Annotated in this window: 24 protein-coding genes; 9 read left to right on the top strand and 15 right to left on the bottom strand. The window is 74.4% G+C overall.

The genetic code is table 11. The features are described 5' to 3' along the window. Positions 1-42: 42 nt before the first annotated feature. Genes E1211_RS12345 through E1211_RS12335 form a run of 3 tightly spaced genes read left to right on the top strand, consistent with a single transcriptional unit; the run spans position 43 to position 2,535 of the window. A complete protein-coding gene (locus E1211_RS12345; RefSeq protein ID WP_243709512.1) occupies positions 43-486 on the top strand; it encodes a MarR family winged helix-turn-helix transcriptional regulator in 444 nt (147 codons plus the stop codon). Next, positions 483-1,895, top strand: coding sequence for an MFS transporter (locus E1211_RS12340; RefSeq protein WP_243709511.1), 1,413 nt, complete (start codon positions 483-485; stop codon positions 1,893-1,895). Before E1211_RS12345 ends, E1211_RS12340 begins: the two co-directional genes overlap by 4 nt. 55 nt (positions 1,896-1,950) lie before the next feature. Further along, positions 1,951-2,535 (top strand): hydrolase, encoded by a 585-nt coding sequence (locus E1211_RS12335; RefSeq protein ID WP_132348572.1) that lies wholly within the window; start codon positions 1,951-1,953, stop codon positions 2,533-2,535. Positions 2,536-2,635: 100 nt separating this feature from the next. Here E1211_RS12335 and E1211_RS12330 read toward each other — a convergent pair whose 3' ends face one another. From E1211_RS12330 to E1211_RS12315, 4 genes are all read right to left on the bottom strand, one after another. Continuing rightward, on the bottom strand, positions 2,636-3,319 hold the full coding sequence (locus tag E1211_RS12330; protein WP_132348570.1) for a hypothetical protein: 684 nt from the start codon (positions 3,317-3,319) through the stop codon (positions 2,636-2,638). Next, a complete protein-coding gene (locus E1211_RS12325) occupies positions 3,316-4,143 on the bottom strand; it encodes an ATP-binding cassette domain-containing protein (protein WP_132348568.1) in 828 nt (275 codons plus the stop codon). The genes E1211_RS12330 and E1211_RS12325 overlap by 4 nt, the downstream gene beginning before the upstream one ends. Then, positions 4,140-4,478, bottom strand: coding sequence for a PadR family transcriptional regulator (locus E1211_RS12320; RefSeq protein ID WP_132348566.1), 339 nt, complete (start codon positions 4,476-4,478; stop codon positions 4,140-4,142). Before E1211_RS12320 ends, E1211_RS12325 begins: the two co-directional genes overlap by 4 nt. Before the next feature lie 158 nt (positions 4,479-4,636). Further along, positions 4,637-5,395: a DNA-formamidopyrimidine glycosylase family protein gene (locus E1211_RS12315; protein WP_132348564.1), complete on the bottom strand. Its 759-nt coding sequence runs from the start codon at positions 5,393-5,395 to the stop codon at positions 4,637-4,639. A 106-nt stretch (positions 5,396-5,501) separates the two neighbouring features. Between E1211_RS12315 and E1211_RS12310 the strand changes: the two genes are divergently transcribed. Then, on the top strand, positions 5,502-5,768 hold the full coding sequence (locus E1211_RS12310; protein ID WP_132348562.1) for a hypothetical protein: 267 nt from the start codon (positions 5,502-5,504) through the stop codon (positions 5,766-5,768). 75 nt (positions 5,769-5,843) lie between these two features. Further along, positions 5,844-6,653 (top strand): inositol monophosphatase family protein, encoded by an 810-nt coding sequence (locus tag E1211_RS12305; protein ID WP_132348560.1) that lies wholly within the window; start codon positions 5,844-5,846, stop codon positions 6,651-6,653. Positions 6,654-6,729: 76 nt separating this feature from the next. On the opposite strand, the gene E1211_RS12300 is transcribed toward E1211_RS12305, so the two are convergent. From E1211_RS12300 to E1211_RS12285, 4 genes are read right to left on the bottom strand one after another with little or no spacing between them, the layout of a single operon-like run. Continuing rightward, complete coding sequence (locus tag E1211_RS12300; RefSeq protein ID WP_132348558.1) at positions 6,730-8,280, bottom strand: long-chain fatty acid--CoA ligase; 1,551 nt, start codon at positions 8,278-8,280, stop codon at positions 6,730-6,732. Next, a complete protein-coding gene (locus E1211_RS12295; protein WP_132348556.1) occupies positions 8,277-8,741 on the bottom strand; it encodes a MaoC family dehydratase in 465 nt (154 codons plus the stop codon). Before E1211_RS12295 ends, E1211_RS12300 begins: the two co-directional genes overlap by 4 nt. After that, positions 8,738-9,910, bottom strand: coding sequence for an acyl-CoA dehydrogenase family protein (locus tag E1211_RS12290; RefSeq protein ID WP_132348554.1), 1,173 nt, complete (start codon positions 9,908-9,910; stop codon positions 8,738-8,740). Before E1211_RS12290 ends, E1211_RS12295 begins: the two co-directional genes overlap by 4 nt. Positions 9,911-9,931: 21 nt before the next feature. Continuing rightward, positions 9,932-11,080 carry an acyl-CoA dehydrogenase family protein gene (locus E1211_RS12285; protein WP_132348552.1) on the bottom strand — a complete coding sequence of 383 codons (1,149 nt, stop codon included), beginning with the start codon at positions 11,078-11,080 and terminating at the stop codon, positions 9,932-9,934. 136 nt (positions 11,081-11,216) lie between these two features. Here E1211_RS12285 and E1211_RS12280 point away from each other — a divergent pair, with 136 nt between their 5' ends. The 4 genes from E1211_RS12280 to E1211_RS12265 all read left to right on the top strand — a co-directional run bounded on the left by E1211_RS12280 (position 11,217) and on the right by E1211_RS12265 (position 15,070). Next, on the top strand, positions 11,217-11,882 hold the full coding sequence (locus E1211_RS12280) for a TetR/AcrR family transcriptional regulator (RefSeq protein ID WP_132348550.1): 666 nt from the start codon (positions 11,217-11,219) through the stop codon (positions 11,880-11,882). A gap of 51 nt (positions 11,883-11,933) precedes the next feature. Beyond that, on the top strand, positions 11,934-13,352 hold the full coding sequence (locus E1211_RS12275; RefSeq protein WP_132348548.1) for an aldehyde dehydrogenase family protein: 1,419 nt from the start codon (positions 11,934-11,936) through the stop codon (positions 13,350-13,352). Next, on the top strand, positions 13,349-14,422 hold the full coding sequence (locus tag E1211_RS12270; protein WP_132348546.1) for an alcohol dehydrogenase catalytic domain-containing protein: 1,074 nt from the start codon (positions 13,349-13,351) through the stop codon (positions 14,420-14,422). The genes E1211_RS12275 and E1211_RS12270 overlap by 4 nt, the downstream gene beginning before the upstream one ends. Positions 14,423-14,587: 165 nt before the next feature. Next, the gene (locus E1211_RS12265) at positions 14,588-15,070 is read left to right on the top strand and encodes a GNAT family N-acetyltransferase (protein WP_207915347.1); all 483 of its coding nucleotides are present in this window, start codon (positions 14,588-14,590) and stop codon (positions 15,068-15,070) included. A 185-nt stretch (positions 15,071-15,255) separates the two neighbouring features. On the opposite strand, the gene E1211_RS12260 is transcribed toward E1211_RS12265, so the two are convergent. The 7 genes from E1211_RS12260 to E1211_RS12230 all read right to left on the bottom strand — a co-directional run bounded on the left by E1211_RS12260 (position 15,256) and on the right by E1211_RS12230 (position 24,203). Further along, positions 15,256-18,039, bottom strand: coding sequence for a LuxR family transcriptional regulator (locus E1211_RS12260; protein ID WP_243709510.1), 2,784 nt, complete (start codon positions 18,037-18,039; stop codon positions 15,256-15,258). Positions 18,040-18,125: 86 nt separating this feature from the next. Then, positions 18,126-18,737: a TetR/AcrR family transcriptional regulator gene (locus E1211_RS12255; RefSeq protein ID WP_132348541.1), complete on the bottom strand. Its 612-nt coding sequence runs from the start codon at positions 18,735-18,737 to the stop codon at positions 18,126-18,128. Between the two features lie 418 nt (positions 18,738-19,155). Next, entirely contained in the window at positions 19,156-20,442 is a 1,287-nt protein-coding gene (locus E1211_RS12250) for an ABC transporter substrate-binding protein (RefSeq protein ID WP_132348588.1), read from the bottom strand. 83 nt (positions 20,443-20,525) lie between these two features. Beyond that, a complete protein-coding gene (locus E1211_RS12245) occupies positions 20,526-21,641 on the bottom strand; it encodes a branched-chain amino acid ABC transporter permease (protein ID WP_132348539.1) in 1,116 nt (371 codons plus the stop codon). Then, entirely contained in the window at positions 21,638-22,516 is an 879-nt protein-coding gene (locus tag E1211_RS12240) for a branched-chain amino acid ABC transporter permease (RefSeq protein ID WP_132348537.1), read from the bottom strand. Before E1211_RS12240 ends, E1211_RS12245 begins: the two co-directional genes overlap by 4 nt. A gap of 19 nt (positions 22,517-22,535) precedes the next feature. Continuing rightward, entirely contained in the window at positions 22,536-23,261 is a 726-nt protein-coding gene (locus tag E1211_RS12235; protein WP_132348536.1) for an ABC transporter ATP-binding protein, read from the bottom strand. Positions 23,262-23,417: 156 nt separating this feature from the next. Then, complete coding sequence (locus tag E1211_RS12230) at positions 23,418-24,203, bottom strand: ABC transporter ATP-binding protein (protein WP_132348535.1); 786 nt, start codon at positions 24,201-24,203, stop codon at positions 23,418-23,420. Positions 24,204-24,398 lie beyond the last annotated feature (195 nt).

Below are 24,398 nucleotides of genomic sequence, written 5' to 3'. Positions count from 1 at the left end.
CCGAAACTGTGCAGTCTGAACTGAAGGTTTTACCGTGGGGCGGTGACCGGGTCCGCGATCTCCGCCGAAGCCGTACGTGCGGCGCACGAGCTGCGCGTGGTGTTCAGCCGGCTCCGCCGCCGACTGCGTGAGGTCGCCAACCGCAACGGGCTCACTCCCTCCCAGGTCTCCGTGCTGAGCCGCCTCGCGACGAGCGGCCCGGCCTCCGCCAGCGACCTGGCCGCCGCCGAACGGGTCCGGCCGCAGTCGATGGCCGCGATCCTCGCCCCGCTGACCGAGCAGGGGCTCGTCGCCCGTACGCCCGACCCGACCGACGGCCGGCGGCAACTGGTGTCGCTGACCGTCGCAGGCCAGGCCCGCGTCGAGGGCGACCGGCAGGCCCGCGAGGAGTGGCTGGCCCGCGCCCTCCAGGAGCGGTACACCGACGCCGAGCGCGCCACCATCGTCGAGGCGCTGGCCCTGCTCGACCGCCTGACCGGATCGTGACCGCCCCCGCCACCAGACCGGGCGCGGCGACGGCCACCGACGGCCGCCCGAACGGCTTCGACCGGCGGCTCATCGCGCCGATGATCCTCGGCGCGGTGCTGAACCCGATCAACTCGTCGATGATCGCCGTGGCGCTGATCCCGATCGGGGCCGCGTTCGGCGCGCCCCCGTCCCGGACGGCCTGGCTGGTCTCGGCGCTCTACCTCGCCACCGCGGTCGGGCAGCCCGTCGTCGGGCGGCTCGTCGACCGGTACGGACCGCGCCGGCTCTACCTCGTCGGTACGGCGCTGACCGGCGTCGCGGGAGTGCTCGGCACCGTCGCACCGTCGCTGGGGGTGCTGGTGGTGGCCCGGGTGCTGCTCGGCATCGGCACCTGCGCCGGCTACCCGGCCGCCATGTCGCTGCTGCGGCACGAGTCGCGGCGCACCGGGCAGGACAACCCGGGCGGCGTGCTCACCGCGCTGGCGATCTCCGCGCAGACCGTCTCGGCGGTCGGGCCGACCCTCGGTGGGCTGCTGATCGGGCTCGGCGGCTGGCACACCATCTTCGCCGTCAACATCCCGCTCTCGGCGGCCTGCCTGATCCTCGGCGCCCTGCGGATGCCGAGGACCGCGGCCACCGCCCCGGGCGGCGGGCTGGACCTGCCGGGGATGACGCTCTTCGCCGGGCTGCTGAGCGCGGTGCTGCTGCTCCTGATGAACCCCCGGGCGGAGTACCTCTGGCTGCTCCCGGTCGCCGTGGCCGCCGGCGCCGGGCTGGTCGTCCGCGAACTGCGCACCGCCGACCCGTTCCTCGATCTGCGGGTGCTCGGCGGGAACCTGCCGCTGATCGCCACGTACGCCCGCAACCTGCTCACCTTCACCGTCTGGTACGCCTGGCTCTACGGGTACACGCAGTGGCTGGAGGAGGGTCGGGGGCTCGCCGCCTCGACGGCCGGGCTCATCCTGCTGCCGCTGTTCCTCACCGCGATCGCGGTCTCGGCGCTGACCGGCCGCCGCCGTGGGGTGCGCGGCAAGCTGGTGGTCGGGGCGGTCACCCAGCTCGCCGCCTGCGGCCTGCTGCTCGTGGTGCGTCCCGGCAGCGGCACCTGGCTGCTGGTCACCGTCGCCGTGCTGGCCGGCGTGCCCCAGGGGCTGCTCGGCCTGGCCAACCAGAACGCCCTCTACCACCAGGCCGACCCGGCCCGCATCGGGTCCTCGGCCGGGCTGCTGCGCACCTTCACCTACCTCGGCGCGATGGTGGCCGCCGCCGCCAGCGCGGCCACCTTCGGCTCCGGCGCCGACACCGCCGGGCTGCACGAGCTGGCGCTCGTGATGCTCGCCAGCGCCCTCCTGCTGCTGCTCGTGGTCCTGCTGGACCGCTCGCTGGGGCGGATCGGCAGGCGGAACGACTCGCCGGCGCCGGCCTGACCCCACCGGGGCGGCTCCGGCCGGCCCCGCCCAGAGAACCGAAAGGAACGATCCGATGGCACTCACCGCGCTCGACCCGCGTACCGCGCTGGTCCTCATCGACCTTCAGCGCGGCATCGTCGCCGCGCCCACCGCGCCCTACCCGGCGGCGGAGGCCGTCGCCCGCGGCGTCCAACTGGCCGACGCCTTCCGCGCGCACGGCGCTCCCGTGGTGCTGGTCCGCGTCAGCACCGCCGCCGACGGCGCGGACGCCGCCCCGGGCCGAACCGACCGCGGGTCGGCCGGGGGCAGCCGCCCCGAGGGCTGGGACGTGCTCGTCGACGAGCTCGGCGGCCACCCGGGCGACCTCGTGGTCACCAAGCGGAACTGGGGCGCCTTCTACGGCACCGACCTCGACCTGCACCTGCGCCGCCGGGGCGTGACCCAGATCGTGCTCGGCGGCATCGCCACCAGCATCGGCGTGGAGTCGACGGCCCGCGCCGCGTACGAGCACGGCTACCACGTCACCCTCGCCACCGACGCGATGACCGACCTCGACGCCGAGGGGCACCGCAACAGCGTCGAGCGGATCTTCCCCCGACTCGGCGAGACCGGCACCACCGCCGAGATCATCGAGCTGCTGGGGCGTACCCGCGGCTGATCGTCGCCGCTTCTCGTCCGGACGAGCGACGGGCCGACGCGGCGTCGGGCGCTCACCGACCGGGCCGGCGAGACGGCACTCGGCCCTACCGTGACGCCGGCTACGCGAAGCGCAGGTGCCGGCGTCGGCGCAGCCGCACGGCGGCGGCCACCGCGACCAGCAGGGTGAGGACGGCGGCGAACGTGCCGCCCTGGATCAGCCCGCGGGTCAGGTAGCCGCCGTCGGTGTGGTCGATGGCGTACGTGCCGATCTCCCGGCTGAACCAGAACGGCAGCGCCCGGGTGGTCTCGTCCGCCGGGTCCATCACCATCTGCAGGCCGACCACGGTCAGCAGCACCAGTGTGCCCTCCAGCTCGCGCGGCAGCACGGCGCTCAGCAGCAGCCCGAACGGTGCGGCCACGACCACGGTCAGCGCCATGATCAGGGCGATCGCGCCGTACCGGACGTCGTGCTGGTCGACCAGGATGAGCACGAAGTACGGCACGGAGAGCAGCACCCCGACCGTCCAGAGCGCGAGCAGCCGCCCGAAGACGAGGTGCGGGCTGCGGTAGCCGGAGAGCCGCAGCCGGGGTTCGATGCCGCGCGCCGCGCTGCCGGCGAAGAGGGCCGCCGTGCTCAGCGCCCAGCCGAGGCCGAGGCAGACGAAGCGGATGGACTGGCCGAGGTGGTCACCGCGACGGCTGAGGTAGAAGGCCAGCGGCAACAGCAGCAGGATGACCAGCACCGATCGGCGGCGCAGCAGCTCACGCAGCGCGGACTCGGCCACCACAAGGATCTTGGTCATGCGGCGCGCTCCCCTTGGGCGGTCAGATCGAGCACGATGTCGACCCGGTCGAGCTGGTTGAGCAGGTGGGTGACGACCACGATCGCCTTCCCGGCGTCGCGCCAGCGCCACACCTCGTGCCAGAAGTCGAGGTAGGTGCCCCGGTCGAAGCCCTGGTACGGCTCGTCGAGCAGCAGCACGTCCGGCTCACCGAGCCGGGCCAGCACCAGGTTCAGCTTCTGCCGGGTGCCGCCGGAGAGGTGTCGGGCCTGCGTACCGGCCGGCGGCGTCCAGTCCAGCGCGGCGGCCCCCGCCCGGCCGTTCCGGCGGGCCGCGCGACGACTCAGCCCCCGGCCCGCGCCGACCAGCACGAAGTGCTCGTCCGGGTCGAGGAACTCGGCGGTGCCACCGTCCTGCGGGCAGTAGCCGAGCGCCCCGTCCACCTGCACGGTCCCGGTGTCCGGGCTCAGCAGGCCGGCGCAGATCCGCAGGAAGGTGCTCTTGCCGGCCCCGTTCGCGCCCACGACGGCCGCGATCTCCCCCGCCCGCACGGTGAGGTCGACCCGGTCGAGGACGGTCCGCCCGCGGTAGCGCTTGGTGATGCCCCGCGCGGCGAGCCGTACCGGACCGGGCCGCCGCCGGGGCGGGCGCTGGTCGGGGCCGCCGAGGCTGTCGGCGACCGCCCGGGCGTACGCCTGCGGCGGGCCGAACACCGCGAGCGGCGGCTCCCCGCTCTCGGCGAGGTGGGTGGCCGCCTCGGCGACCACGTGTCCGGTCAGGTCGGGCCCCACCCCGTGCCGGCGCAGTTCGCCGGTGAGGGCGGCGAGCCAGGCGTCGTGGTTCACCGCTTCGCCTCCTCGGTCAGTATCGCGCCCACGCTCGTCGCGAAGGCGCTCCAGTCGGTGGCGGCCGCGCGCAGCGCCGCGCTGCCGGCCGGGCTGATCCGGTAGTACTTGCGGGCGGGGCCGGTCCGCCCCTCCCGCCAGTGCGCGGTGAGCAGGCCGGATCGCTGCAACCGCAGCAGCACCGGATAGAGGGTGCCGCCCTGCACGGCGCCGAGCCCCTGGGCCCGCAGCGCCTGGGACAGCTCGTACCCGTAGGACTCACCCCGGCGCAGCAGCGCGAGCACGCAGAGGTCGAGCACTCCGCGCAGCCACTGCGCGCGTCTCTCCTGGTCCATCCCGGCGCTACCGCCGCGCCGCGCGGACGACCGCGGCGAACGCCGCTCCTACGATCATGAGCCGGGACGATAGCCGCGCCAGCTAGCTTGCGCAACCATCTAGCTTCCGGCGCCACCCGTGTCCGCCCGACGCCGATCGGTCGGCCCGAGCGGCACGGTCAGCCCGGTGGCGCGGCGGGCTGGTCGACCGGGCAGGCGTACGCGGTGCGGGAGCCCAGCTCCCACCGGCGCACCGGGGAGCCGCAGCGCCGGCACGCGGCGCGCTTGTAGACCCACCGCTCGTCCGGCGCGGTCGGGTCGCTGACCACCTGACCGGCGTCCCGCCCGAGCGCCAGGTACTCCACCGCGAGTTCCCAGAGCCGCCGTGCCGGCCGCGGCCCGATCCGTCGCGCGTCGGGGTCGAGACCGGCCAGGAAGAGCAGCTCGGCGCGCCAGGCGTTGCCGATGCCCGCCCAGACCGACTGGTCGAGCACGGTCGCGCCGACCGCGCCACCGGCCGCGGCCAGCCGGCGTACCGCCTCGTCGGGGTCGGCGTCGGCCCGCAGCGGGTCGGGGCCGAGCGAATCCCGCAGGGCGCGCAGACCGTCGCCGGCCAGCGGCTCGCACCGGATCGGCGCGATCAGGTCGTACGCGACCGCGCCGGTGGCGATCCGCAGCCGCACCCCCTTGCGGGGCGCCACGCCGGGATCGTCGTACCGCAGCCAGAGGCCACGCATGCCGAGGTGCACGTGCAGGGGCGGGGCGTCGTCGAAGTGGTACAGCAGGTGCTTGCCGTACGCCTCGACCGCCGCGAGCGCGTGTCCCGCGTACGGGCTCGGGTCGAACCGGCCCTGCGGGCTGGTGAGGGTCGGCGCGCGGCCGGCGAGGGCGGCGTGCTGTTCCCGCGCGTACCGGTGGATCAGGTGGCCCTCGGGCATGGCCGCCGGGTACCCGGCACCGGTGCCGTTTCACCCTCGATGCCCGGGTTTCCGGCACCGGATCGGGGAACTATGGGAGGAGACGACCCGGCTGGAGGGATACGAGATGACGGTCAACCCGGACGACCCACTGCGCGTGGCACCGGAGGCGGACGCCCTGGAGCAGCGGCAGACGGTGGTGGACGACTCGGCGCAGGACGTCACTCCCACCACGCCGCCGCTGGAGGTCAGCGAGGCGGACGTCGCCGAGCAGGGCGCCCCGCCGGCCGGCGAGCAGGATTCGCTCACCGCCCTGCCCGAGGACGCCAACCCGGCGGACGCCCTGGAGCAGCGCGAGTCGATCATCCCGGCCGACGAGGACCACCGGGACTAGCGTGCCGGTCGCCGGGGCCGAGACCGGCGGCCCCGCGCCGACCGGGCGCCCGGCGGGGATCTCTATCGTGAGCGAATGTCGATCGAGGACCGGGATCTGGCGATAGCGGCGGCGCAGGCGGGGGCCACCGTCGTACGGGCGAACCACGGTGCGTCGCTCGCGCGGGTGGAGAAGCCCGGCGGCGACTTCGCGACCGCCGCGGACCTCGAGGCCGAGCGCGCGATCATCGAGATGCTGCGGGCCGCCCGGCCGGACGACGCCGTGACCGGCGAGGAGAGCGGGCGCACCGGCGCCGACGGCGCGGAGCGCCGGTGGCTCGTCGACCCGCTCTGCGGCACGCTCAACTACGCCGTGCGCAGCATGCTGGTGGCGGTGAACGTCGCCCTGCGGACCCGCCTCGGCGTCACGGTGGCCGCCTCGGCCGACCCGTTCAGCGGGGAGGTGTTCTGGACCGACGGCACGGGCGCGTACGTCCGCGGCGACGGCGTGGACGAGCAGCTGGCCCCCTCGGCCGCGTCCCGGCTGGTCGACGTCAACCTCGACCCGCCGTTTCCGAACGATCCGGCGTTCCGGGCCGTCCAACTGCTGGCCGACCGCGGGTTCGTGGAGCGCTTCCGCCCGCGGGTGGTCTCCACCACCCTGGCGGTGGCCTGGGTGGCGGCCGGCCGCCGGGCCGCCTACGTCACCGACGGTCACCTGCGTGACAGCGTCCACTTCGCCGCCGGGATCGCGCTCTGCCGGGCCGCCGGCTGCGTGGTGACCGGCCTGCGGGGCCAGCCCCTGCACACCGGCGTCGGCGGGCTCGTCGTCGCGGCCGACCGGGAGACGCACGCCGCCCTGGTGGCGCTCGTCGACGGTCAGTTCGCGAGGGACCCGGCCCGGTAGCGGCGCGGACGCTGACGCGGGACGGACGGCGGACGGTGGAGCCTCCGCCGGCGGGCTCCACCGTCGGGCCACCGGGTCAGTCGACCGGCGCCTGTGCCATCGTCCGTCGCAGTTCCCGCTTGAGCACCTTGTGGCTGGGACCGATCGGCAGCGCGTCGACGTAACGCACCTGCCGGGGGTACTTGTGCCGGCCGAGGTGCTCCCGCGCCCAGTCGATCAGGTCCGCCTCGCTCGGCGCGCCCGGCCCGCCGGGATCGGGCACCACCACCGCGCAGATCTCCTCGCCGTGGCGCGGGTCGGGCAGGCCGATCACCGCGACCTGACCGACGGCGGGATGGCGGGCCAGCGCCTCCTCGACCTCGCGGGGGTACACGTTGAAGCCACCCCGGATGATCATGTCCTTCTTGCGGTCGACGATCGTGACGAACCCGTCGGCGTCCTTGTGGCCGAGGTCGCCGCTGCGGAACCAGCCGTCGACCACGGCCTCCGCGGTCGCCTCGGGCCGCCCGAGGTAGCCGGCGAAGACGTTGTGACCACGGATGACGATCTCGCCGAGCTCGCCGGTGGGGAGCAGCTCGATCCGGTCGTCGACCTCGGCGCGGGCGATCTCCACCTCCACGCCCCAGACGGGGTGGCCGACGGTGCCGGCGCGGGTGCCGAAGTGCGGTTGGTTGGTGGTGGCCGTGGGCGAGGTCTCCGACAGCCCGTACCCCTCGAAGACGGCCGTGTCGAACGCGGTGTGGAAGCGTTCCAGGACGGCGACCGGCAGCGACGCGCCGCCGGAGACGCAGAGCCGCAGCCGGGGCAGGTCGTCGCGGCCCCGGGCCGCCTCCAGCAGCGCGACGTACATGGTCGGCACACCGTGGAAGACGTTCACCCCCTCGCGCCGCATCAGGTCGATCGCGTCCGGCCCGGTGAACCGGGCGAGCAGCACCAGGGTCGCCCCGATGCGGAACGTCCCGTTCATCGCCACGGTCTGGCCGAAGCTGTGGAACAGCGGCAGGCAGCCGAGCACCACGTCGTCGCCGCGCGCGTCGTTGGCGTCGAAGACGTTGACCGTGGCGTTCATGACGAGGTTGAGGTGGGTGAGCAGGGCGCCCTTCGGCACCCCGGTCGTGCCGCTGGTGTAGCGCACCACGGCGGGGTCCTCCGCCTCGCGGGTCAGGTACGACGGCAGCGGCGGCACCGCGGCGCTCACGTCCTCCAGGCGGGTGGCCTCGACACCGGGCACGGCCGGGCCGACCGTCACCAGCCGTGCGCCGGCGGCGGCCGCGGCGGCCGCGCCCAGGGCGAGCTGGGAGGTGTGGCAGACCAGCACCTTCGAGCCGCTGTCGCGCAGCACGTACGCGGCCTCGTCCGCGGTGAGCAGCAGGTGCACCGGCACCAGCACCGCGCCCGCGGCGAGCGCGCCGTAGTAGACGCGGGGGAAGTCGACCACGTTCGGAGCGAGCAGGGCCACCGCGTCGCCGGGGGCGACGCCGAGTTCCCGCAGCCCGGCCGCGTAGCTGCGCGCCTCCAACCACAGCTCGGCGTACGTCACCCGGATGTCGCCGTCGACCACGGCGACGGTGTCGGCGTGCCGGCGGGCGGACTCGGCGAGCACCATGGCGAGCGAGAGGGCGGTCACCGGACCACCTCCCGGTAGAGGCGGCTGACCGTCTCGGCGACGCAGACCGGCTTGCCGCCCGCGTCGGTCTCGACGGTGACCCGGTTGACCACCTGCACGCCACCCTCCACCGGGGACACGTCGGTGAAGGTGGCGCTGGCCCGGACGGAGCTGCCGACCCGCAGCGGGGCGGGGAACCGCACCCGGTTCAGCCCGTAGTTGACCCCCATGCCGACCCCCCGCACCCGGTAGAGCGTGCCGGCCAGCGCGGGCAGCAACGACAGGGTGAGGTAGCCGTGGGCGACGGTGCCGCCGAACGGGCCGGCGGCGGCCCGCTCCGGGTCGACGTGGATCCACTGGTGGTCGTCGGTGGCGTCGGCGAACAGGTCGACCCGCTTCTGGTCGACGGGCTGCCACGGGCCGGGTCCGACGGTCTCGCCGACCGCCGCGGCCAACTCGTCGATGGAGGCGAACGTCCTCATGCCAGGTGCCCTCCCAGCTTGGTGTACCCGCGCAGCAGGTCGCGGGAGATGATGAGTCGCTGCATCTCGTCGGTGCCCTCGAAGATCCGGTAGAGCCGGACCTGCCGGTACCAGCGCTCGATGGGCAGTTCGCGGGTGTAGCCCATGCCGCCGTGGATCTGCAGGACCCGGTCGACCACCCGGTTGACCATGCCGGCGCCGTAGAGCTTCGCCATCGAGGAGGCGTGCCGCGGATCCAGGCCCTGGTCGACAGTCCAGGCCGCCCGCAGGATGAGCAGGCGGGCCGCCTCCAGCTCCGTCTCCGAGTCGGCGATCATCCACTGGATCGCCTGGTTCTCGCCGATCGGTCGACCGAACGTCTCGCGGGTGTTGGCGTACGCGATCGCCATCCCCAGCGCCCGCTCGGCGATACCCACCGCGTGCGAGGGGATCGTGTAGCGGCCCTTGCCGATCCACTCCATGCCGAGCGTGAAGCCCTGCCCCGGCTCGCCGAGGATGTTGCGGTCGGGCACCCGTACGTCGTCGAAGACCAGCGACGCCGGGCCGCCCTCCCCCATCGTCTGGATGAACTCGGAGCGCCAGCCCATCTCCCGGTCGACCAGGAACGCGGTGGCGCCGCCACGCCGGGCGCCCTTCTCCGGGTCGGTGACCGCGATGACGATGGCGAAGTCGGCCTCGTTGCCGCCGGTGATGAACGTCTTCTCGCCGTTGAGCACCCAGTCGCCGCCGTCCCGCCGGGCGCTGAGCCTGATGTTCGCCGCGTCGGAGCCGGCGCCCGGTTCGGTGATGGCGAAGCAGCTGAACCGCTCCCCCTCGATGGTGGGCAGCAGGTACTCCCGCTTCTGCTCCTCGTCGCAGTGGAAGAGGATGTTGTCGGCCTCGCCGCCGAAGCGGAACGGCACGAACGAGCGGCCGATCTCGGTCCAGATCAGCGACTGGGTCACGGCCGGCAGGTCCATGCCGCCGTACTCCTGGGGAGTGGCGAGGCCCCAGAAGCCGAACTTGCGCGCCTTGAGCTGCAGTTCGCGCAGCTCGCCGCGGTCGAGCCCGGGCCGGTGCGCGCGTTCGCGTCGCAGCAGCTCCTGCTCCAGCGGCACGACCTCACGGGTGATGAAGTCGCGGGCCGTCTCGCGGATGGCCCGCTGCTCGTCGGAGAGCGCGAAGTCCATGATTCCTCCGGGGTGGTGGGGTCAGAACGCGGTCACACCGGTGAGCGCGCGGCCGATGAGCAGTTGCTGGATCTGGCTGGTGCCCTCGTAGAGGGTGGCGACGCGGGCGTCGCGCAGGTACTTGCCGACCGGGTACTCGTCGATGTAGCCGTAGCCGCCGAAGACCTGCACGGCGTTGTCGGCGGCACGTACGGCGGCCTCGCTGGCGAAGAGCTTGGCCATGGAGACCTCGGTGGCGAACGGCTCCCCGCGGTCGATCAGGTCGGCCACCTGCCACACCAGCAGCCGGGCGGCGGCGGTGTCGACGGCGATGGCGGCGAGCAGTCGCTGCACCAGCTGGTGACCGGCGATCGGCTTGCCGAACTGGCTGCGCTCCCCGGCGTAGCGGACCGCCGCGTCCAGGCAGCCCTGGGCGATGCCGACGCAACCTGCGGCGACGGACATCCGTCCCTTGGCGAGGGTGCCGAGCGCGAGCCGGAAACCGGCGCCCTCGTCGCCGAGGCGGGCCGCGTCGGGCACCCGCACCGCGTCGAGGTGCAGCTCGGCGGTGGCCTGCCCGCGCAGGCCCAGCTTGCCGTGGATCTCGCGGCGGGTCAGGCCGGGGCTGTCGGTGGGCACCAGGAAGGCGGTGATGCCGCGGTGCCCCGGGCCGCCGGTGCGGGCGAAGAGCAGCGCCACGTCGGCGGTGGTGCCGTTGGTGATGAACGTCTTCGTCCCGGTGAGCAGCCAGTCGTCACCGTCGCGTACGGCCCGGGTGGCGAGCGCGGCGGCGTCCGACCCGCTCCCCGGTTCGGTGAGGGCGAAGCAGCCGAGGGCGGCGCCGGAGCAGAGGCCGGGCAGCCACCGCGCCCGCTGCTCGGCCGTGCCGTGCGCGGCGATCGCCTTGGCCACCAGGCCCAGCGAGACGGAGACGATGCCGCGCACGGCGGAGTCGCCACGCCCCAGCTCCTCCAGCACGAGGCAGTACGAGAGATGGTCACCGCCGGAGCCCCCGTCGGTCTCGGGGATGGTCAGGCCGAGGAAGCCGAGCTCGCCGAGGAGACCCACGATCGTGGGGTCGACCGCCTCACGCCGGTCCCACTGCGCCGCGTACGGCCGCACCTCGCGGTCGACGAACTCGGCGGCGAGCCGGCGGACCGCCGTCTGCTCGGCGGAGAGACGCAGGTCCATGAGCCATAAACTAGCGCTGCAAGTTAAAGTCCGTCCAGACCCGGTTGTGGCAGAGTTTCCGGCGGGCCGCCGGGCGCCGGCGACCCCGACCGGCCGGGAACCCGCCCGACGGACCGCGCGAAGGAGGGAGAACGCGATGCCCCGGCCGCGGCAGGCGCTGCTCAGCCGGCAGCGGATCATCGAGGCCGCCGCCGCGCTGATCGACGCCGAGGGACTGGAGGCGTTCTCCACCCGCCGGCTCGCCGCCGAACTCGGCGTACGCGGGCCTTCGCTCTACAACCACTTCGCCACCAAGGACGAGATCCTGGACGCGGTAGCGGACAGCATCACGTCCCAGGTGGACGTGTCGTTCTTCGGGAGGGTCGACTGGCGGGAGGCGCTACGCCGCTGGGGTCTCTCCTACCGGGCCGCGCTGGCCGCGCACCCGAACATCGTGCCGTACCTGGCCCGCGGGCCGGGGCGCCGTCCGGCCGCGCTGTCCATGGCCGACGCGGTCTACGGCGGGCTCGTCGACGCCGGCTGGCCACCCGCCCGGGCCACCCATATCGGCGCGCTGATGCGGTACTTCGTGGCGGGCTCGGCGCTCGGCTCGTTCGCCCGCGGCTTCGTCGAGGACCCGGGCCTCTACGCGGAGCAGTACCCGCACCTCACCCAGGCGCACCGGCTCCCCGAGCACCAGCAGCAGGTGGACGAGGGCGCGTTCGCGCTCGGCCTGGAGGCGCTCGTCGACGGCCTGTCGCGCACGTACGAGCGCCAGGTCGGGCCGTTGCCGCCCCTCCCGCCGACCGCCGGCGCGTACTAGGGTCAGTCCAAACTTGCACCGCTAGTTTTGTCGACGCAGGTGAGGGGCAGGATGGATCTCGCACGGACCGACTTCTACCTCGACGGTCGATGGGTCGCCCCGTCCGGCGCGGCGCCCCTCCCGGTGCACAACCCCGCCACCGAAGAGGTCATCGCGACCGTACCGGCCGGCACCGCCACCGACGTGGACCGGGCCGTGGCCGCCGCCCGGGCCGCCTTCGACGGGTGGGCCGCGACCCCGCCGGCGCAGCGCGCCGCGCACCTGGACCGGCTGCACGCCGCCCTCTCCGCCAGGGCCGACGAGATCGCCCGCACCGTGGCGCTGGAGCTGGGCGCGCCGCTGAAGGTCGCCTCCCGGATCCAGGCCGGTCTGCCGCTCACCGTGCTGCACAGCTACGTCGAGCTGGCCGCCCACTCCTCGGTCGAGGAGACCGTCGGCAACTCGACGGTGGTCCGGGAACCCGTCGGCGTGGTCGGCGCGATCACCCCGTGGAACTACCCGTTGCACCAGGTGGTGGCGAAGCTCGCCCCGGCACTCGCGGCCGGCTGCACCGTGGTGCTCAAGCCGGCCGAGCTGACCCCGCTCGTGTCGTACCTGCTCTTCGACGCGATCCACGAGGCCGGCCTTCCGCCGGGCGTCGTCAACCTGGTCACCGGCACCGGCCCGGTCGTCGGCGAGGCCATCGCCGCCCACCCGGACGTGGACATGGTCTCCTTCACCGGATCCACGGCGACCGGCCGACGGATCTCGCACCTCGCGGCGGACCGGATCGCCCGGGTGGCGCTCGAACTGGGCGGCAAGTCGGCGAACGTGATCCTCGACGACGCCGACCTGACGACCGCCGTGAAGGTCGGCGTGGGCAACGCGTTCCTCAACTCCGGCCAGACCTGCACGGCGTGGACCCGGATGCTCGTGCACCGGTCCCGCTACGACGACGCGGTGGAGCTGGCCGCCAAGGCCGCCGGGGCCTACCGGCTCGGCGATCCGTTCGATCCGGCCACCCGGTTGGGCCCGCTCGTCTCCGCCGCGCAGCGGGAGCGGGTGCTCGGGCACGTCACCCGCGGTCTCGCCGACGGCGGTCGACTCGTCGCCGGCGGCCCGGACGCCCCGGTGCCCGACCGCGGCTGGTACGTGGCGCCGACCGTCATCGCCGACGTCGACCCGGAGAGCGCGCTGGCCCAGGAGGAGGTCTTCGGCCCGGTCCTCGCGATCATCCCGGTCGACGACGAGGACCACGCCGTGACCGTGGCGAACAACTCCCGCTACGGCCTGGCCGGCGCGGTCTGGTCGGCCGACGAGGAACGGGCGGTGCGGGTGGCCCGGCGGATGCGCACCGGCGCGGTGGACGTCAACGGCGCGCCGTTCAACCCGCTCGCTCCGTTCGGCGGGTACAAGCAGTCCGGCATCGGCCGGGAGCTGGGCCGCCACGGACTTGCCGAGTTCCTCCAGACGAAGGCGATCCAGCGGTGAGGGCGCTCGTCGCCCGCGCCGTCGGCGAGCCGCCCCGGGTCGAACCTGTCGAACTGCCCGCCCCGGCGCCGGGTGAGGTGCGGGTGTCCGTCCGGGCGGCCGGGGTCTGCCACTCCGACCTCTCCATGCTGAACGGCACCGTCGCCGCGCCGTACCCGCTCGCGCTCGGTCACGAGGCGGCGGGCGTGGTCATCGAGACCGGCGCGGACGTCACCCGGGTCGAGCCCGGCGAACACGTGGTGCTCAACTGGGCGCCGCCGTGCCGCCGATGCTGGTACTGCGAACGCCACGAGCCGTGGCTCTGCGAGCGGGGTGGCGTGCCCGCGGTGGCCCGGGGCCGTACGGCGGCCGGTGAGCCGCTGCACGTCACGCTCGGCCTCGGCGCGCTCGCCGAGGAGGTGGTGGTCCCCGAGACCGCGGTCATCCCGGTCCCCGCCGAGCTGCCGTTCGAGGCCGCCGCGCTGCTCGGCTGCGCCGTGCTGACCGGGGTCGGCGCGGTTCGCCGTACCGCCGGGGTGGCGCCCGGCGAATCCGTCGTCGTGATCGGCCTCGGCGGGGTGGGGCTCTCGGTCGTCGGCGCCGCCCGGGCCGCCGGCGCCGACCCGGTGCTCGCCGTCGACGTGTCGCCGACCAAGGCGAAGCTCGCCCTCGCCGCCGGTGCTACCGAGTTCCTGCTCTCCGACGACTCGCTCAGCCGGGCGGTACGGGGCCGCACCGACCGGCGGGGCGCGGACCACGCCTTCGAGTGCGTCGGGCGGGGCAGCACCATCCGCGCCGCGTGGCGGGCCACCCGGCGGGGCGGCACGGTCACCGTGGTGGGCATGGGCGCCAAGGACGACGTGGTGCCGCTCAGCGCGCTGGAGATCTTCCACTCGGCCCGTACGCTGCGCTCCTCCGTCTACGGCTCGTCCGACCCGGACCGGGACGTGCCGGCGCTGGCCCGGTCGGTGCTCGACGGCTCCCTGGACCTCGCCCCGCTGATCAGCGACCGGACGGACCTGGACGGCGCGGCGGCCGCCTTCGACCGGATGGCCCGGGGCGAGGGCGCCCGCACCGTCGTCGTCCCGTGAATCCGGCTCGTAGGGCCTGGCCCCGGAGGTGCGGTTGCGGGCCAGGCCGGTGCGTCGACCGATTCGCAGGCCTTGATCGCTGCCGAGTCTGCTGATTGGCTGGCCGCCATGACCGAACTCGGACCCGTCGCCTGGCCGCCTGAGCCCATCCGGACCGAGAGGCTCGTGCTCCGTGAGTCCGAGGCCCGGGACCGTCCGGCGTTCATCGAGCTGCTGGCGTCGCCGGAGGTGAACACCTACCTCGGCGGCCCCCGGCCGCGTGACGAGCTGGAACGCGAGATGCCCGGGATGCCCGAGCGGTGGCCCGGGAGTTTCGTCGTCGATCTCGACGGGACGATGATCGGCCAGATCCTGCTCAGGAGGGCGACGGGGCACCGTCGCCCGGCCGCTGCGGGAAAGGCCGATCTCGGTTACCTCTTCCTGCCGCGAGCGTGGGGATTCGGGTACGCCGCCGAGGCCTGCGCGGCGGCCCTCGACTGGTTCGACGGCGTCCTTCCCGGCGAGCCGGTGGTGCTCACCACCCAAACCGCCAACGTCGGCTCGATGCGCCTCGCGGCGAAGCTGGGGTTCACCGAGGTGGAGCGGTTCCATGCCTGGGACGCCGAACAGTGGCTCGGCCTGCGATCGCCAGTCACGGCGTCTGCCTGAACCCGGGCCCGGCGGCGCTGCTAGCGCGTGTGTCGAAGTCTTCGGTCGAGCCGAGGCGGAGTCCAGGCGGCGGTCCGGCAAGGCGGGGTTCGTTCGGATACCGGTGTTGTATCCGGACGGAGCGCCGACGCCGCCGGTCGTCGTCTGGGCCCGCCGCAGGGCGGCCAGGGACTTTGACACACGCCCTAAGGAAGCGCTCGGGCCAGCTCCGTACGCGACCGGACGCCGAGCCGGTGGAAGATGTTGCGCAGGTGGTGGTCGACCGTCCGGGTGGAGAGGAACATCCGGGCGGCGACCTCGCGGTTGGTGGCGCCCTCGGCGACCAGCTGCGCGATCCGCAGTTGTTGGCCGGTCAGCAGCCGCACCGCGGCCGGGTCCGGCGCGCCGACGGACTCGCCGGCCGCGCGCAGCTCCGCGGTGGCCTGGTCGGCCCACGCCTCGGCGGCGAGCAGGGTGAACGTCTCCCAGGCGTCGTGCAGGTGGGTACGCGCGTCTCGGGGTCGACGGGCCCGGCGCAGCTCCCGGCCGAACAGGAGCGCGGTGCGGGCCCGCTCGAAGACACCGGTGTCGACGGGGTGCAGCCGCAGCGCGGTGCGGAACCGCTCCTCGGCCTCGACGCTGCCGCGCGGGGCGAGCAGGGCGTGGCAGCGGGCTGACAGGGCGCGCCGCGACGGGCTGGCCGTGCTGCTGGCCCATTTGTCGAAGAGCGCGAGGGCGGCGACGGCGACCGGTCGATGCGACAGCTGGGCGGCCTCCACCAGGTGGGGGGTCGCCATCACCTGGACCAGCACCTGACCGCGTCCGGTGCCCGGGCGGGCCAGCGCGGCCAGGCGGGCGGCGGCCGCGGCGTGCCGGCCGTCGGTCAGGTCGAGCACCGCGACGGCCCACTGCGCCAGCGCCCAGGGCCGGCTGTACGGCGCCGGCCCGTCACCGATCTCGCCGAGCCGGCGCAGGCAGGCGTCCCGGTCGGCGCGTACGGCGGCGAGCACCGCGAGCATTCCCAGGTGGGCCGCGGCCACGTTCACCTGGCCGGTGGCGCGGGCGATCCGCAGCCCTTCCCGGGAGCTCTCGGCCGCCGCCGCGTGCCGCCCCAGCCAGTACTCGGCGATCGCCCGCAGCTCCAGGGCACGTGGCAGCGCCGAGAGTTCGTCGCGTGCCCGAGCCAGGTCGACGGCCCGCTCGGCGAGCCGGTGCGCCGCACCGTCCACCGCCACCAGCAGGCTCGCCGACGCCGCCCAGCACAGCAGGGCCGGGGAGAGCGCCGCCCCGGTGAGCTGGCCGGCGAGCACGACGACCCGACGTAACGCGGGGCCGGCCTGCTCCAGGTCACCGCGGAGCATCGCGCTCACCCCGGCGAGGTAGGTGCCGGTCAGCGCGACGTCGGGGGGATCGCCGGGGCGGCTGAGCATCCGCGCGCGCCGGGCGAGGTCGACGTACCGGTACTGCTGACCGGCGAAGCAGAGCGCCTCACCGGCCCGGGCGAGCGCCGCCAGCGCCGCCCGCCGATCGGCGGCGGCCAACCCGTCCGCCGCGGTCAGCAGCGCCCGTAGCGCGGCGGGCGTCCGGCCGCAGCGCAGCTCGACCTCGCCGCGGAGCAGGTCGGCCCGGGCACCGATCGGGGGCGCGACCGGGTCCGGCACGGCGCCGCCGCGGTCCGGTCCCACCCGGCCGGTCCCGGGGGGCGCGACCGGACCGGCCGGCACCCGGCTCAGCAGCAGCTGGGCGCGCCGGGTCTGGCCGGCGGCCCAGGCGTACCGGGCGGCCTCCACCCGCCGCACGGCGGCCCGGGCGGGGTCGTCACCGAGCTCGGCGGCCCGCTCCAGCGCGACCGAGGCCCGTGCCCCGTCGACGGTGACCGCCACCGCCTCCAGCTCCAGGGCGAGCGCCGGGTCGGGACCCGCCGCGGCTGCCGCGAGGTGCAGAGCCCGGCCCAGTCTGTGCGCGGGATCGTCGAGCACCCCGGCGAGGCGGAGGTGCGCCGCCCGACGCTCCGCGATCGGTGCCGCGGCCGCGACCGCCGACCGGGCGACGGGGTGGGGAAACGTGACCCGGTGCGCCTCCACGCGGACCAGCCCCGCCCGTTCGGCGGGGGTGAGTGCGGCGATCGACGCGCCGCCGGCGCGGGCCGCGCGGACCAGGGTCTGCGGCGCACCGTCGTCGTCGAGCGCGGCGAGCAGCAGCACCCGGCGGGTGTCGGGCGGCAGCCGTTCCAGCCGGGCCCGGTAGGAACGGGCCAACGCGCCGTCGGCCGGTGGGACCGCCGGTGGGGGCTCGTCGCCCCGGCACTGCGCGGCGGTGAGCGTCCCGGCCAGGTCGACCAGCGCCTGCGGGTTGCCTCCGGAGGCCGCGACGAGCGCGGCGGTCACCGGCCCGGCCGGCGGCTCGGGCAGCCGGTCGGCGAGCAGGGCCGCGCTGTCGCTCTCGTCGAGCGGGCGGAGCCGGTAGCTCGGCAGCCCGCCCGGGGGCGCGGAGGTCGCGGTCAGCACGACGGCGACCGGCACCCGCCGCAGCCGCCGGGCGACGAAGGCGAGCAGCTCGGCGGTCGGCCGGTCGCCCAGGTCGACGTCGTCCACGGTGCAGAGCAGTGGCCGGCTCCGGGCGACGTCGGTGAGCAGCCGTAGCACCGTGAGGCCCAGTGCGAGCCGGCGTTCGGGCGGGCAACCGGCGCCGGCCAGCGTCCGCCGCAGCAGGCGTGACTCGCCGGGCGGCAGGGCGCCGACGCGATCGAGCACCGGGTCGAGGAGGCGTTGCAGCCCGGCGTAGGGCAGGCTCGCCTCCTCGGCGAGACCTGTCGAGGCGAGGACGGCGCACTCCCCCGCGTGCCGATGGGCGTAGCCGACGAGAGCGCTGCGTCCGGAGCCCGGCTCGCCGTGGAGCACGACGGCCGCCCCGCCGTCGGTCAGGCCGCCGAGCAGCCGCCGGATCGCCCGCCGTTCCTCATCCCGGCCCCGCAGCACGGTTATTTGCACTTGTGATGCAGTAACCATACATTCAGTGTCACCTATGCAACGCGGGTTGGAAAGAGGCCCGGAGAATGCCGGGGGCACGGCCGGCGTCAGTCCTGGACGACCTCCGCGAGCAGCGCGCGCACCGTGCGCGTCATGACCGCCCGCGCCTGGTCCACACCGAGTCCCAGGCCGTCGCGCAGCATCGACCAGGCCGGCCACATGCTCGCCCCCACGATCGCGTCGACCAGTTGCCGACGCCCCCGGCCGGCCTGCGCCAACTCGGCCGCGAAGAGCCCCTCGACCTCCTCCCGCACGCGCGCGATGTGCTTGAGCCGGTTGCGGTGAAGCTGGTCGGAGACCGGCTCACGCATCTGGGCGGCCCGGGCCGACGGCGCGATGAGCTGGAGCAGCCGGGCCCGCTGCCGGCAGTAGGCGTCGACCCGCTTGGCCAACGGCAGCGCCGTCGAGATCGGCCGGTGCGCGTCGTCCTGCCGGCGGAGCACCTCGGCGCCGCTGGCCTCGAAGAGGGTCTCCATGTCCTTGAAGTTGGTCCAGAGCGTCCGCAGCGAGATCCCGGCCCGCTCGGCGATCCGCTCCCCGGTCGGCCGCAGGTCACCCTCGGAGATGAGGTCGAGGTGCGCCTCGACGATGGCCGCCCGGGTGCGCTCGGAGCGCAGCGTCCGCCCGTCGACGCGGCCCGGAGCCGTCGCCCCGCTCATCCGCTCGCGCCCCCTCACCACCGTCGCGGCCCGTCCGACGGCGAGTCTAGACAGGTGGTGATCAGCGTCATCGACATGGGTCACGACGACTGCGCGATCCGGCACGGGCCGAGCGCCGGCCCCGCCGGGGACGCGCCGCGGCGCCGCGCGGCCGAGGGTGGAGCGGGCCCCGGCGGCGCGGCGCCGAGCGCCACCCGCCCACCCAGCCGGCCAAAAAGTGCATTCACAGTGCAGATTTTACGAGGGCCTCACGGCCCGGTCAACGCTGCTCAGGCGAGGGGTGAAGGGAGCGCCCGCCTCGCCGAGCGGCAGCGCCCCACTCACGGGTAGCGGGCCGGCGCGCCGGCCGGACAGGCCCGAGCCCGACCACGGCGAGGGGAGGTGCCGTGACCGGGCTCGGCCGGAGCTCGGTGCGGGGTCAGTTGCCGGTCGGCACTCCGTTGGCCGGCGGCTGGACCGGCGTGACCGTGTACTCGTTGACCGCACCGTCCGCCTCGTCGGTCTCGTACGCCGGGCCGAAGTAGCTCTGCACTCCCCCGCTGACCCGGGTCAGCCGCTCCCCGCCGTAGCCGGAGTGGTCATCCGCGGAGAAGCGCAGCGGCACCAGACCCGGCCCCTGGAAGCCGCCCTTGCCGACCGCCTCCAGCAGGCCCTCGCGGGTGAGGTCCTTGCCGGCGGCGAGCAGCGCCTGCACGAAGAGGTAACCGACGGACATGCCGTAGACGGTGTTGCCGTCGAACTCCGCGTTGCCGTTGTGCTCCTTGTTGATCCGGGTGAAGAGCTGGATCCACGGGTTGGCGGTGTCGTTCTGCATCGGCAGGTAGTTGCCGCCGATCATCCCCTCCAGCAGCGGGGCGGCCTCGCCGAGCTGCTTGGACAGGGTCGGGTGGTCCGCACCGACGTTGGAGACCACCCACTGCGGCTTGAAGCCGAGGCGGGCCGCGGTGCCGATGGAGAGCGCGGTGAAGCCGGGCACGGTGGCGAGGACGACCACCTGGCAGCCGGCCGCCTTGAACGCGCCGATCTGCGGCGCCACGTTCGTGTTGCTGGTCACGTACGTCTGCTTCACGGCCACCCCGTCGGCGCCGAAGATCTTCTCCACCCCGGCGAGGCTGTCACGACCGAAGTCGTCGTCCTGACCGAGGAAGCAGACCTTCCGCCCCGGCATGGCGGTCTTCACGTGCTGGGCCAGGATCTTGCCCTCCACCGTGTAGTCCGGGTTGAACCCGAAGGTGCCGGGATACTTCTCCGGCTGGTCCCAGCTGCGACTGCCGGAGGCGACGAAGAGGTCGGGCACCCGGTTGGTCTTGAGGAAGTCGAGCACGCCGGTGTGCGTGGGTGTGCCGAGCCCGTTGAGGATCGCGAAGACCTTGTCCTGGAGGACCAGCTGGCGCACCACCTGCTGCGTGTTCGCCGGGTTGTACCCGTCGTCCATGATCTTGTAATTGATCTTGCGGCCGTGCACCCCGCCGTTGGCGTTGACGTAGTCGAAGTACGCCTTCGTGGCCGGAGCGATCTTCGAGTAGCCGGCCGCGGCCGGCCCGGTGAGCGGCATGTGGGTGCCGACCAGGATCTCGGTGTCGGTGACACCGGGCACGTTCCCGCGGCTGGACCCGGAACCGCCGTCGTCACCGCAGGCGGCCGTGGCGATGAGCAGGACGATGGTGCTGGCGATCGCGAGACCGCGTCGCGCCGTACGGTGCATGGGGGACACCGACCTTTCCTCGGTGGGGGTTTCGTGGTGGTGGTGGTGGGGCGCCCGGCCCGGGGGGAGGCCGGACCGGTGGCTCAGGAGCGGCCGGCCCGCAGGCGGGCCAGCAGCGCACGACCGAGCCGGGACAGCAGGCCCTGCACGCCGCCGGGGGCGACGAGCATGACCACGACCAGGGTGATCCCGAAGATCGCCAGCGGGAGGTTGCCCTCCAGCCGCTGCGCCGCCGCGGCCGAGAGCGTCAACTGCTCGGTCACCGAGTGGCTGAGGTCCGGCAGCGCGACGAGCAGGACGGCGCCCCAGAACGCGCCGGCGAGCCGTCCCAGACCACCGATCACCACGGCCATCAGCAGGAACAGCGAGAGAGTGAGCCCGAACGCGCCCGGCGACACGCTCTGCGCGAGCACCGCCAGCAGCGCCCCGCCGAGGCCGGCCGTCGCGGCGCTGACCACGAACGCGAGCACCTGGGTACGGGCCACATGGATGCCGGCGAGGCGGGCGGCCACCTCGTCGTCCCGTACCGCCCGGAACGTACGGCCGTACCGGCTGCGCACCAGGTTCGCCAGGAGCAGCAGGGTGAGCAGGGTGGCCGCACCGGCGATCCAGAGCTGCCACCGCTCGTACGGGAAGTACGCCCCGAGCGCCAGCGGCGGCGGCTCGACCGGCACCGACAGCCCCTGCTCGCCGTTGAAGACACCGTCGAACGTGACGGTGAGCGCCGGCACCACGACCGCGACCGCGAGGGTGACGCCGGCCAGGTACGGGCCGCGCAGCCGGGCGGCGGCCACCCCCACCACGGCGCCGACCGCGACCGTGGCGACGATCGCCGCGGCCAGCGAGACGAGCAGCAGGGAACCGCCGGTGACGCCGCGGTCGTAGAAGGCGTTCTGGCAGAAGGCGACGGTGTACGCGCCGGTGGCCATCAACGCGCCGTGCCCCAGCGAGAGCTGCCCGTTGAGCCCGGTGAGCACCGTCAGTCCCGCGGTGGCGCAGAGGTACGCCGCCACGGTGGCGAGCTGGAAGTTGCGGAACGGCTCGACCACGTAGCTCACCCCGAGCAGCAGCAGCCCGGCCACCACCACGACCGCGAGGTGGCGCAGCAGCGTGCTGCCCCGCCGGTGCGGATCCCCCGGGCGGCCGGCCGCAGCGGTCGTACGCTCCTGCGGCGGGGTCGCCGCCGACGTGGCGCTCACACCCGCCTCGCCGCGACCGGGGCGAAGAGACCGCCGGGACGGACCAGGAGCACCGCCAGCAGCAGCACCAGCACCGCCAGCGGGGTGAGGTCGCTGCCGGCGTAGCCGCTCACGTAGGAGAGCAGCAGCCCGACGATGAGACCACCGACCACCGCGCCTGGTGGGCTGTCCAGCCCGCCGACCACCGCCGCGGTGAACGAGGAGACGAAGACCAGGTCCATGGCGTGCGGGTGCAGACCGAGCTCGGTCGGGATGACCAGCATGGCGGCGAGCGCGCCCACGCCGGAGGCGAGCGCCCAGCCGAGGGTGAGCATGCCGCCGACGTTCACCCCGAGCAGGCGGGACACCTCGGGAGCGAACGCCGCGGCCCGCATCCGCAGGCCGACCGCGGTCCGTGCGAAGATCCACGCGAGCGCGCAGACCACCACCGTTACCGCGCCGAAGACGAACAGGTCGTACGGGGAGAGCACGGCGAGCCCGCCCACGGTGAACGCGCCACGCGAGAAGGGCGCCTCGGCGGGCCGGAACTCGCTGCCGTAGACCATGCCGAGGACGGCCTGGATCAGCAGCACCAACCCGAGCGCGACGATCACCGGATTCAGTGGCGAGGTGTGGTCGACGTGCCGCATGACGGCCCGGTCGACAAGCGCGCCGAGCAGCAGACCGCCCACGAGCGCGACCACGAAACCCAGCCAGTACGAGCCGGTGGCCGTGGCGACGCTGTAGGCCACGTACGCCGCGGCGACGGCCATCGCGCCCTGGGCGAAGTTGACGACCCGCGCGGCCCGCCAGATCAGCACCAGGGCGAGCGCGAACGCGGCGTAGACCGCTCCCCGGGACAGGCCGTCCAGGGTGAGGAAGACGAAGCGGTCCAAGGTTCTCCCTCCAGGATGGTCAGAAACCGAGGTAGGCGTGACGCAGGTCGACGTCGTCGCGCAGGTCGGCGGCCGGGGCGGTGGTGACCACCCGCCCGAGGGACATCACCACGCCCTGATCGGCCACGGAGAGCGCGCTGCGCACGTTCTGCTCGACGAGCAGCACGGTGAGCCCGGTGCTGTCGCGCAGCTGCCGCAGCAGGGCCATGATGCGGGCGACCACCCGCGGCGCGAGCCCGAGCGACGGCTCGTCGAGCAGCAACAGGCGGGGCCGCCCGACCAGCGCCCGGCCGAGGGCGAGCATCTGCCGCTCACCGCCGGAGAGTTGATGACCGAGGTGACGCCGGCGCCGGGCCAACGGCTCGAAGAGCTGGTAGACCTCGTCCAGGGCACGGGCGGCGTCGGAACGGTCGCGCCGCCACAGCCCCCCGAGGCGCAGATTCTCGTCGACGGTGAGCTCGCCGATCACGCCACGCCCCTCCGGCACGTGCGCCATGCCGCGGTGCACGAGCCGCTCCACCGGGACGCCCCGCAGGTCCTCCCCGGCCAGCTCGATCCGGCCGGCCTGCGGGCGCAGCACGCCGGAGATCGTGCGCAGCAGGGTGGTCTTGCCGGCGCCGTTGGCGCCGACCACCGCCGCGATGGTGCCGGCGGGGACGGTGAGGTCGACGGCGTGCAGCACCGGCGCGGCGCCATAGCCCGCCACGACCTCCCGCACCACCAGCAGATCGTCACCCTCGCTCATGCCGCCGCCTCCCTCCGGTCGGCGACAGCACGAGACTCCACCGCACAGAGCCGACCGATTCGCTCGCTGCGCGCGTTCGTGCCGCCGCCTCCCGCCGGTCGGCGACAGCACGAGACTCCACCGCACAGAGCCGACCGATTCGCTCGCTGCGCTCGCTCATGCCGCCGCCTCGTCCACGGTGGCGCCGAGATAGGCGTCGGTGACCGCGGGGTCGTCGCGGACCTCCTCGGGGGTGCCGGCGGCGATCACCCGGCCGAAGTCGAGCACCACCAGCTCGTCGCAGACCGACATCACCAGATCCATGTGGTGCTCCACCAGCAGCACGGCGCACGGGTCGGCGGCGCGACGCGGCAGCTGCCGGATCAGCTCCGCCAACTCGGCGATGTCCTCGCCGCCGAGGCCACCGGCGGGCTCGTCGAGCAGGAGCAGCCGGGGCCGGGCGGCGAGCGCGCGGGCCAGGGCCACCCGCTGGCGTACGGCGAAGGGCAGCGTGCCCGGCGCGGCGTCGGCGTGCGCCGCGATGCCCAGCCCGTCGAGGACGTCGAGGGCGTGCCGGCGCAGCCGGGCCTCGTCGCGGTCGCTGCGCGGCAGCCCGAGCAGGGCCGGGAGGAAGCCGGCCCGCGCGGTGTGCGAGGCGCCGGCCATCACGTTCTCCAGGACGGTCAACCCGGCGAAGAGCCCGGTGCCCTGCAGCGTGCGGGCGACGCCGAGCCGGGTCAGCCGATGGGGACGCGGCCGTAGCGACCGACCGTCGAGTGTGATCGATCCGGTCTCCGGCGCGACGAATCCGCAGATCACGTTGAACAGGGTGGTCTTGCCGGCTCCGTTGGGGCCGATCACGCCCACGACCCGGCCGGGCGGCACCCGCAGGGAGACGTCGTCGAGGGCGGTGAGGCCGCCGAAGCGCACCCCGATGTGGTGCAGTGCGAGGCCTTCCTCCATCACCCATCCCCCGGGTCGCGGCGGGCGTTATTTACACTCGCAGTGTACTTTTCTCGATTACCGCGTCAATACTTTCGATGTTTCGATCCAATCTCCGAATCGAGCGGTGCGCCAGCGGCCGGACGGCCGGACCCGGTGGAACTTCCGCCCTCCCCCCAACCCGACCGCACCCGCCGACAAGCCCCAGCCCTCGGA

The sequence above is a fragment of the Micromonospora sp. 15K316 genome (assembly GCF_004348525.1).
In the GTDB taxonomy this organism is placed as follows: Bacteria; Actinomycetota; Actinomycetes; order Mycobacteriales; family Micromonosporaceae; genus Micromonospora.
Note: the sequence above shows the minus strand (reverse complement) of the source record. Positions and strands in the feature narration are given on the sequence as shown.

Coding starts and splice junctions, on each gene's coding strand:
- E1211_RS12335 (WP_132348572.1), top strand. CDS start 1,951: ATGGCACTCACCGCGCTCGACCCGCGTACCGCGCTGGTCCTCATCGAC.
- E1211_RS12330 (WP_132348570.1), bottom strand. CDS start 3,319: ATGACCAAGATCCTTGTGGTGGCCGAGTCCGCGCTGCGTGAGCTGCTG.
- E1211_RS12320 (WP_132348566.1), bottom strand. CDS start 4,478: ATGGACCAGGAGAGACGCGCGCAGTGGCTGCGCGGAGTGCTCGACCTC.
- E1211_RS12315 (WP_132348564.1), bottom strand. CDS start 5,395: ATGCCCGAGGGCCACCTGATCCACCGGTACGCGCGGGAACAGCACGCC.
- E1211_RS12310 (WP_132348562.1), top strand. CDS start 5,502: ATGACGGTCAACCCGGACGACCCACTGCGCGTGGCACCGGAGGCGGAC.
- E1211_RS12305 (WP_132348560.1), top strand. CDS start 5,844: ATGTCGATCGAGGACCGGGATCTGGCGATAGCGGCGGCGCAGGCGGGG.
- E1211_RS12295 (WP_132348556.1), bottom strand. CDS start 8,741: ATGAGGACGTTCGCCTCCATCGACGAGTTGGCCGCGGCGGTCGGCGAG.
- E1211_RS12290 (WP_132348554.1), bottom strand. CDS start 9,910: ATGGACTTCGCGCTCTCCGACGAGCAGCGGGCCATCCGCGAGACGGCC.
- E1211_RS12285 (WP_132348552.1), bottom strand. CDS start 11,080: ATGGACCTGCGTCTCTCCGCCGAGCAGACGGCGGTCCGCCGGCTCGCC.
- E1211_RS12280 (WP_132348550.1), top strand. CDS start 11,217: ATGCCCCGGCCGCGGCAGGCGCTGCTCAGCCGGCAGCGGATCATCGAG.
- E1211_RS12275 (WP_132348548.1), top strand. CDS start 11,934: ATGGATCTCGCACGGACCGACTTCTACCTCGACGGTCGATGGGTCGCC.
- E1211_RS12255 (WP_132348541.1), bottom strand. CDS start 18,737: ATGAGCGGGGCGACGGCTCCGGGCCGCGTCGACGGGCGGACGCTGCGC.
- E1211_RS12250 (WP_132348588.1), bottom strand. CDS start 20,442: ATGCACCGTACGGCGCGACGCGGTCTCGCGATCGCCAGCACCATCGTC.
- E1211_RS12235 (WP_132348536.1), bottom strand. CDS start 23,261: ATGAGCGAGGGTGACGATCTGCTGGTGGTGCGGGAGGTCGTGGCGGGC.
- E1211_RS12230 (WP_132348535.1), bottom strand. CDS start 24,203: ATGGAGGAAGGCCTCGCACTGCACCACATCGGGGTGCGCTTCGGCGGC.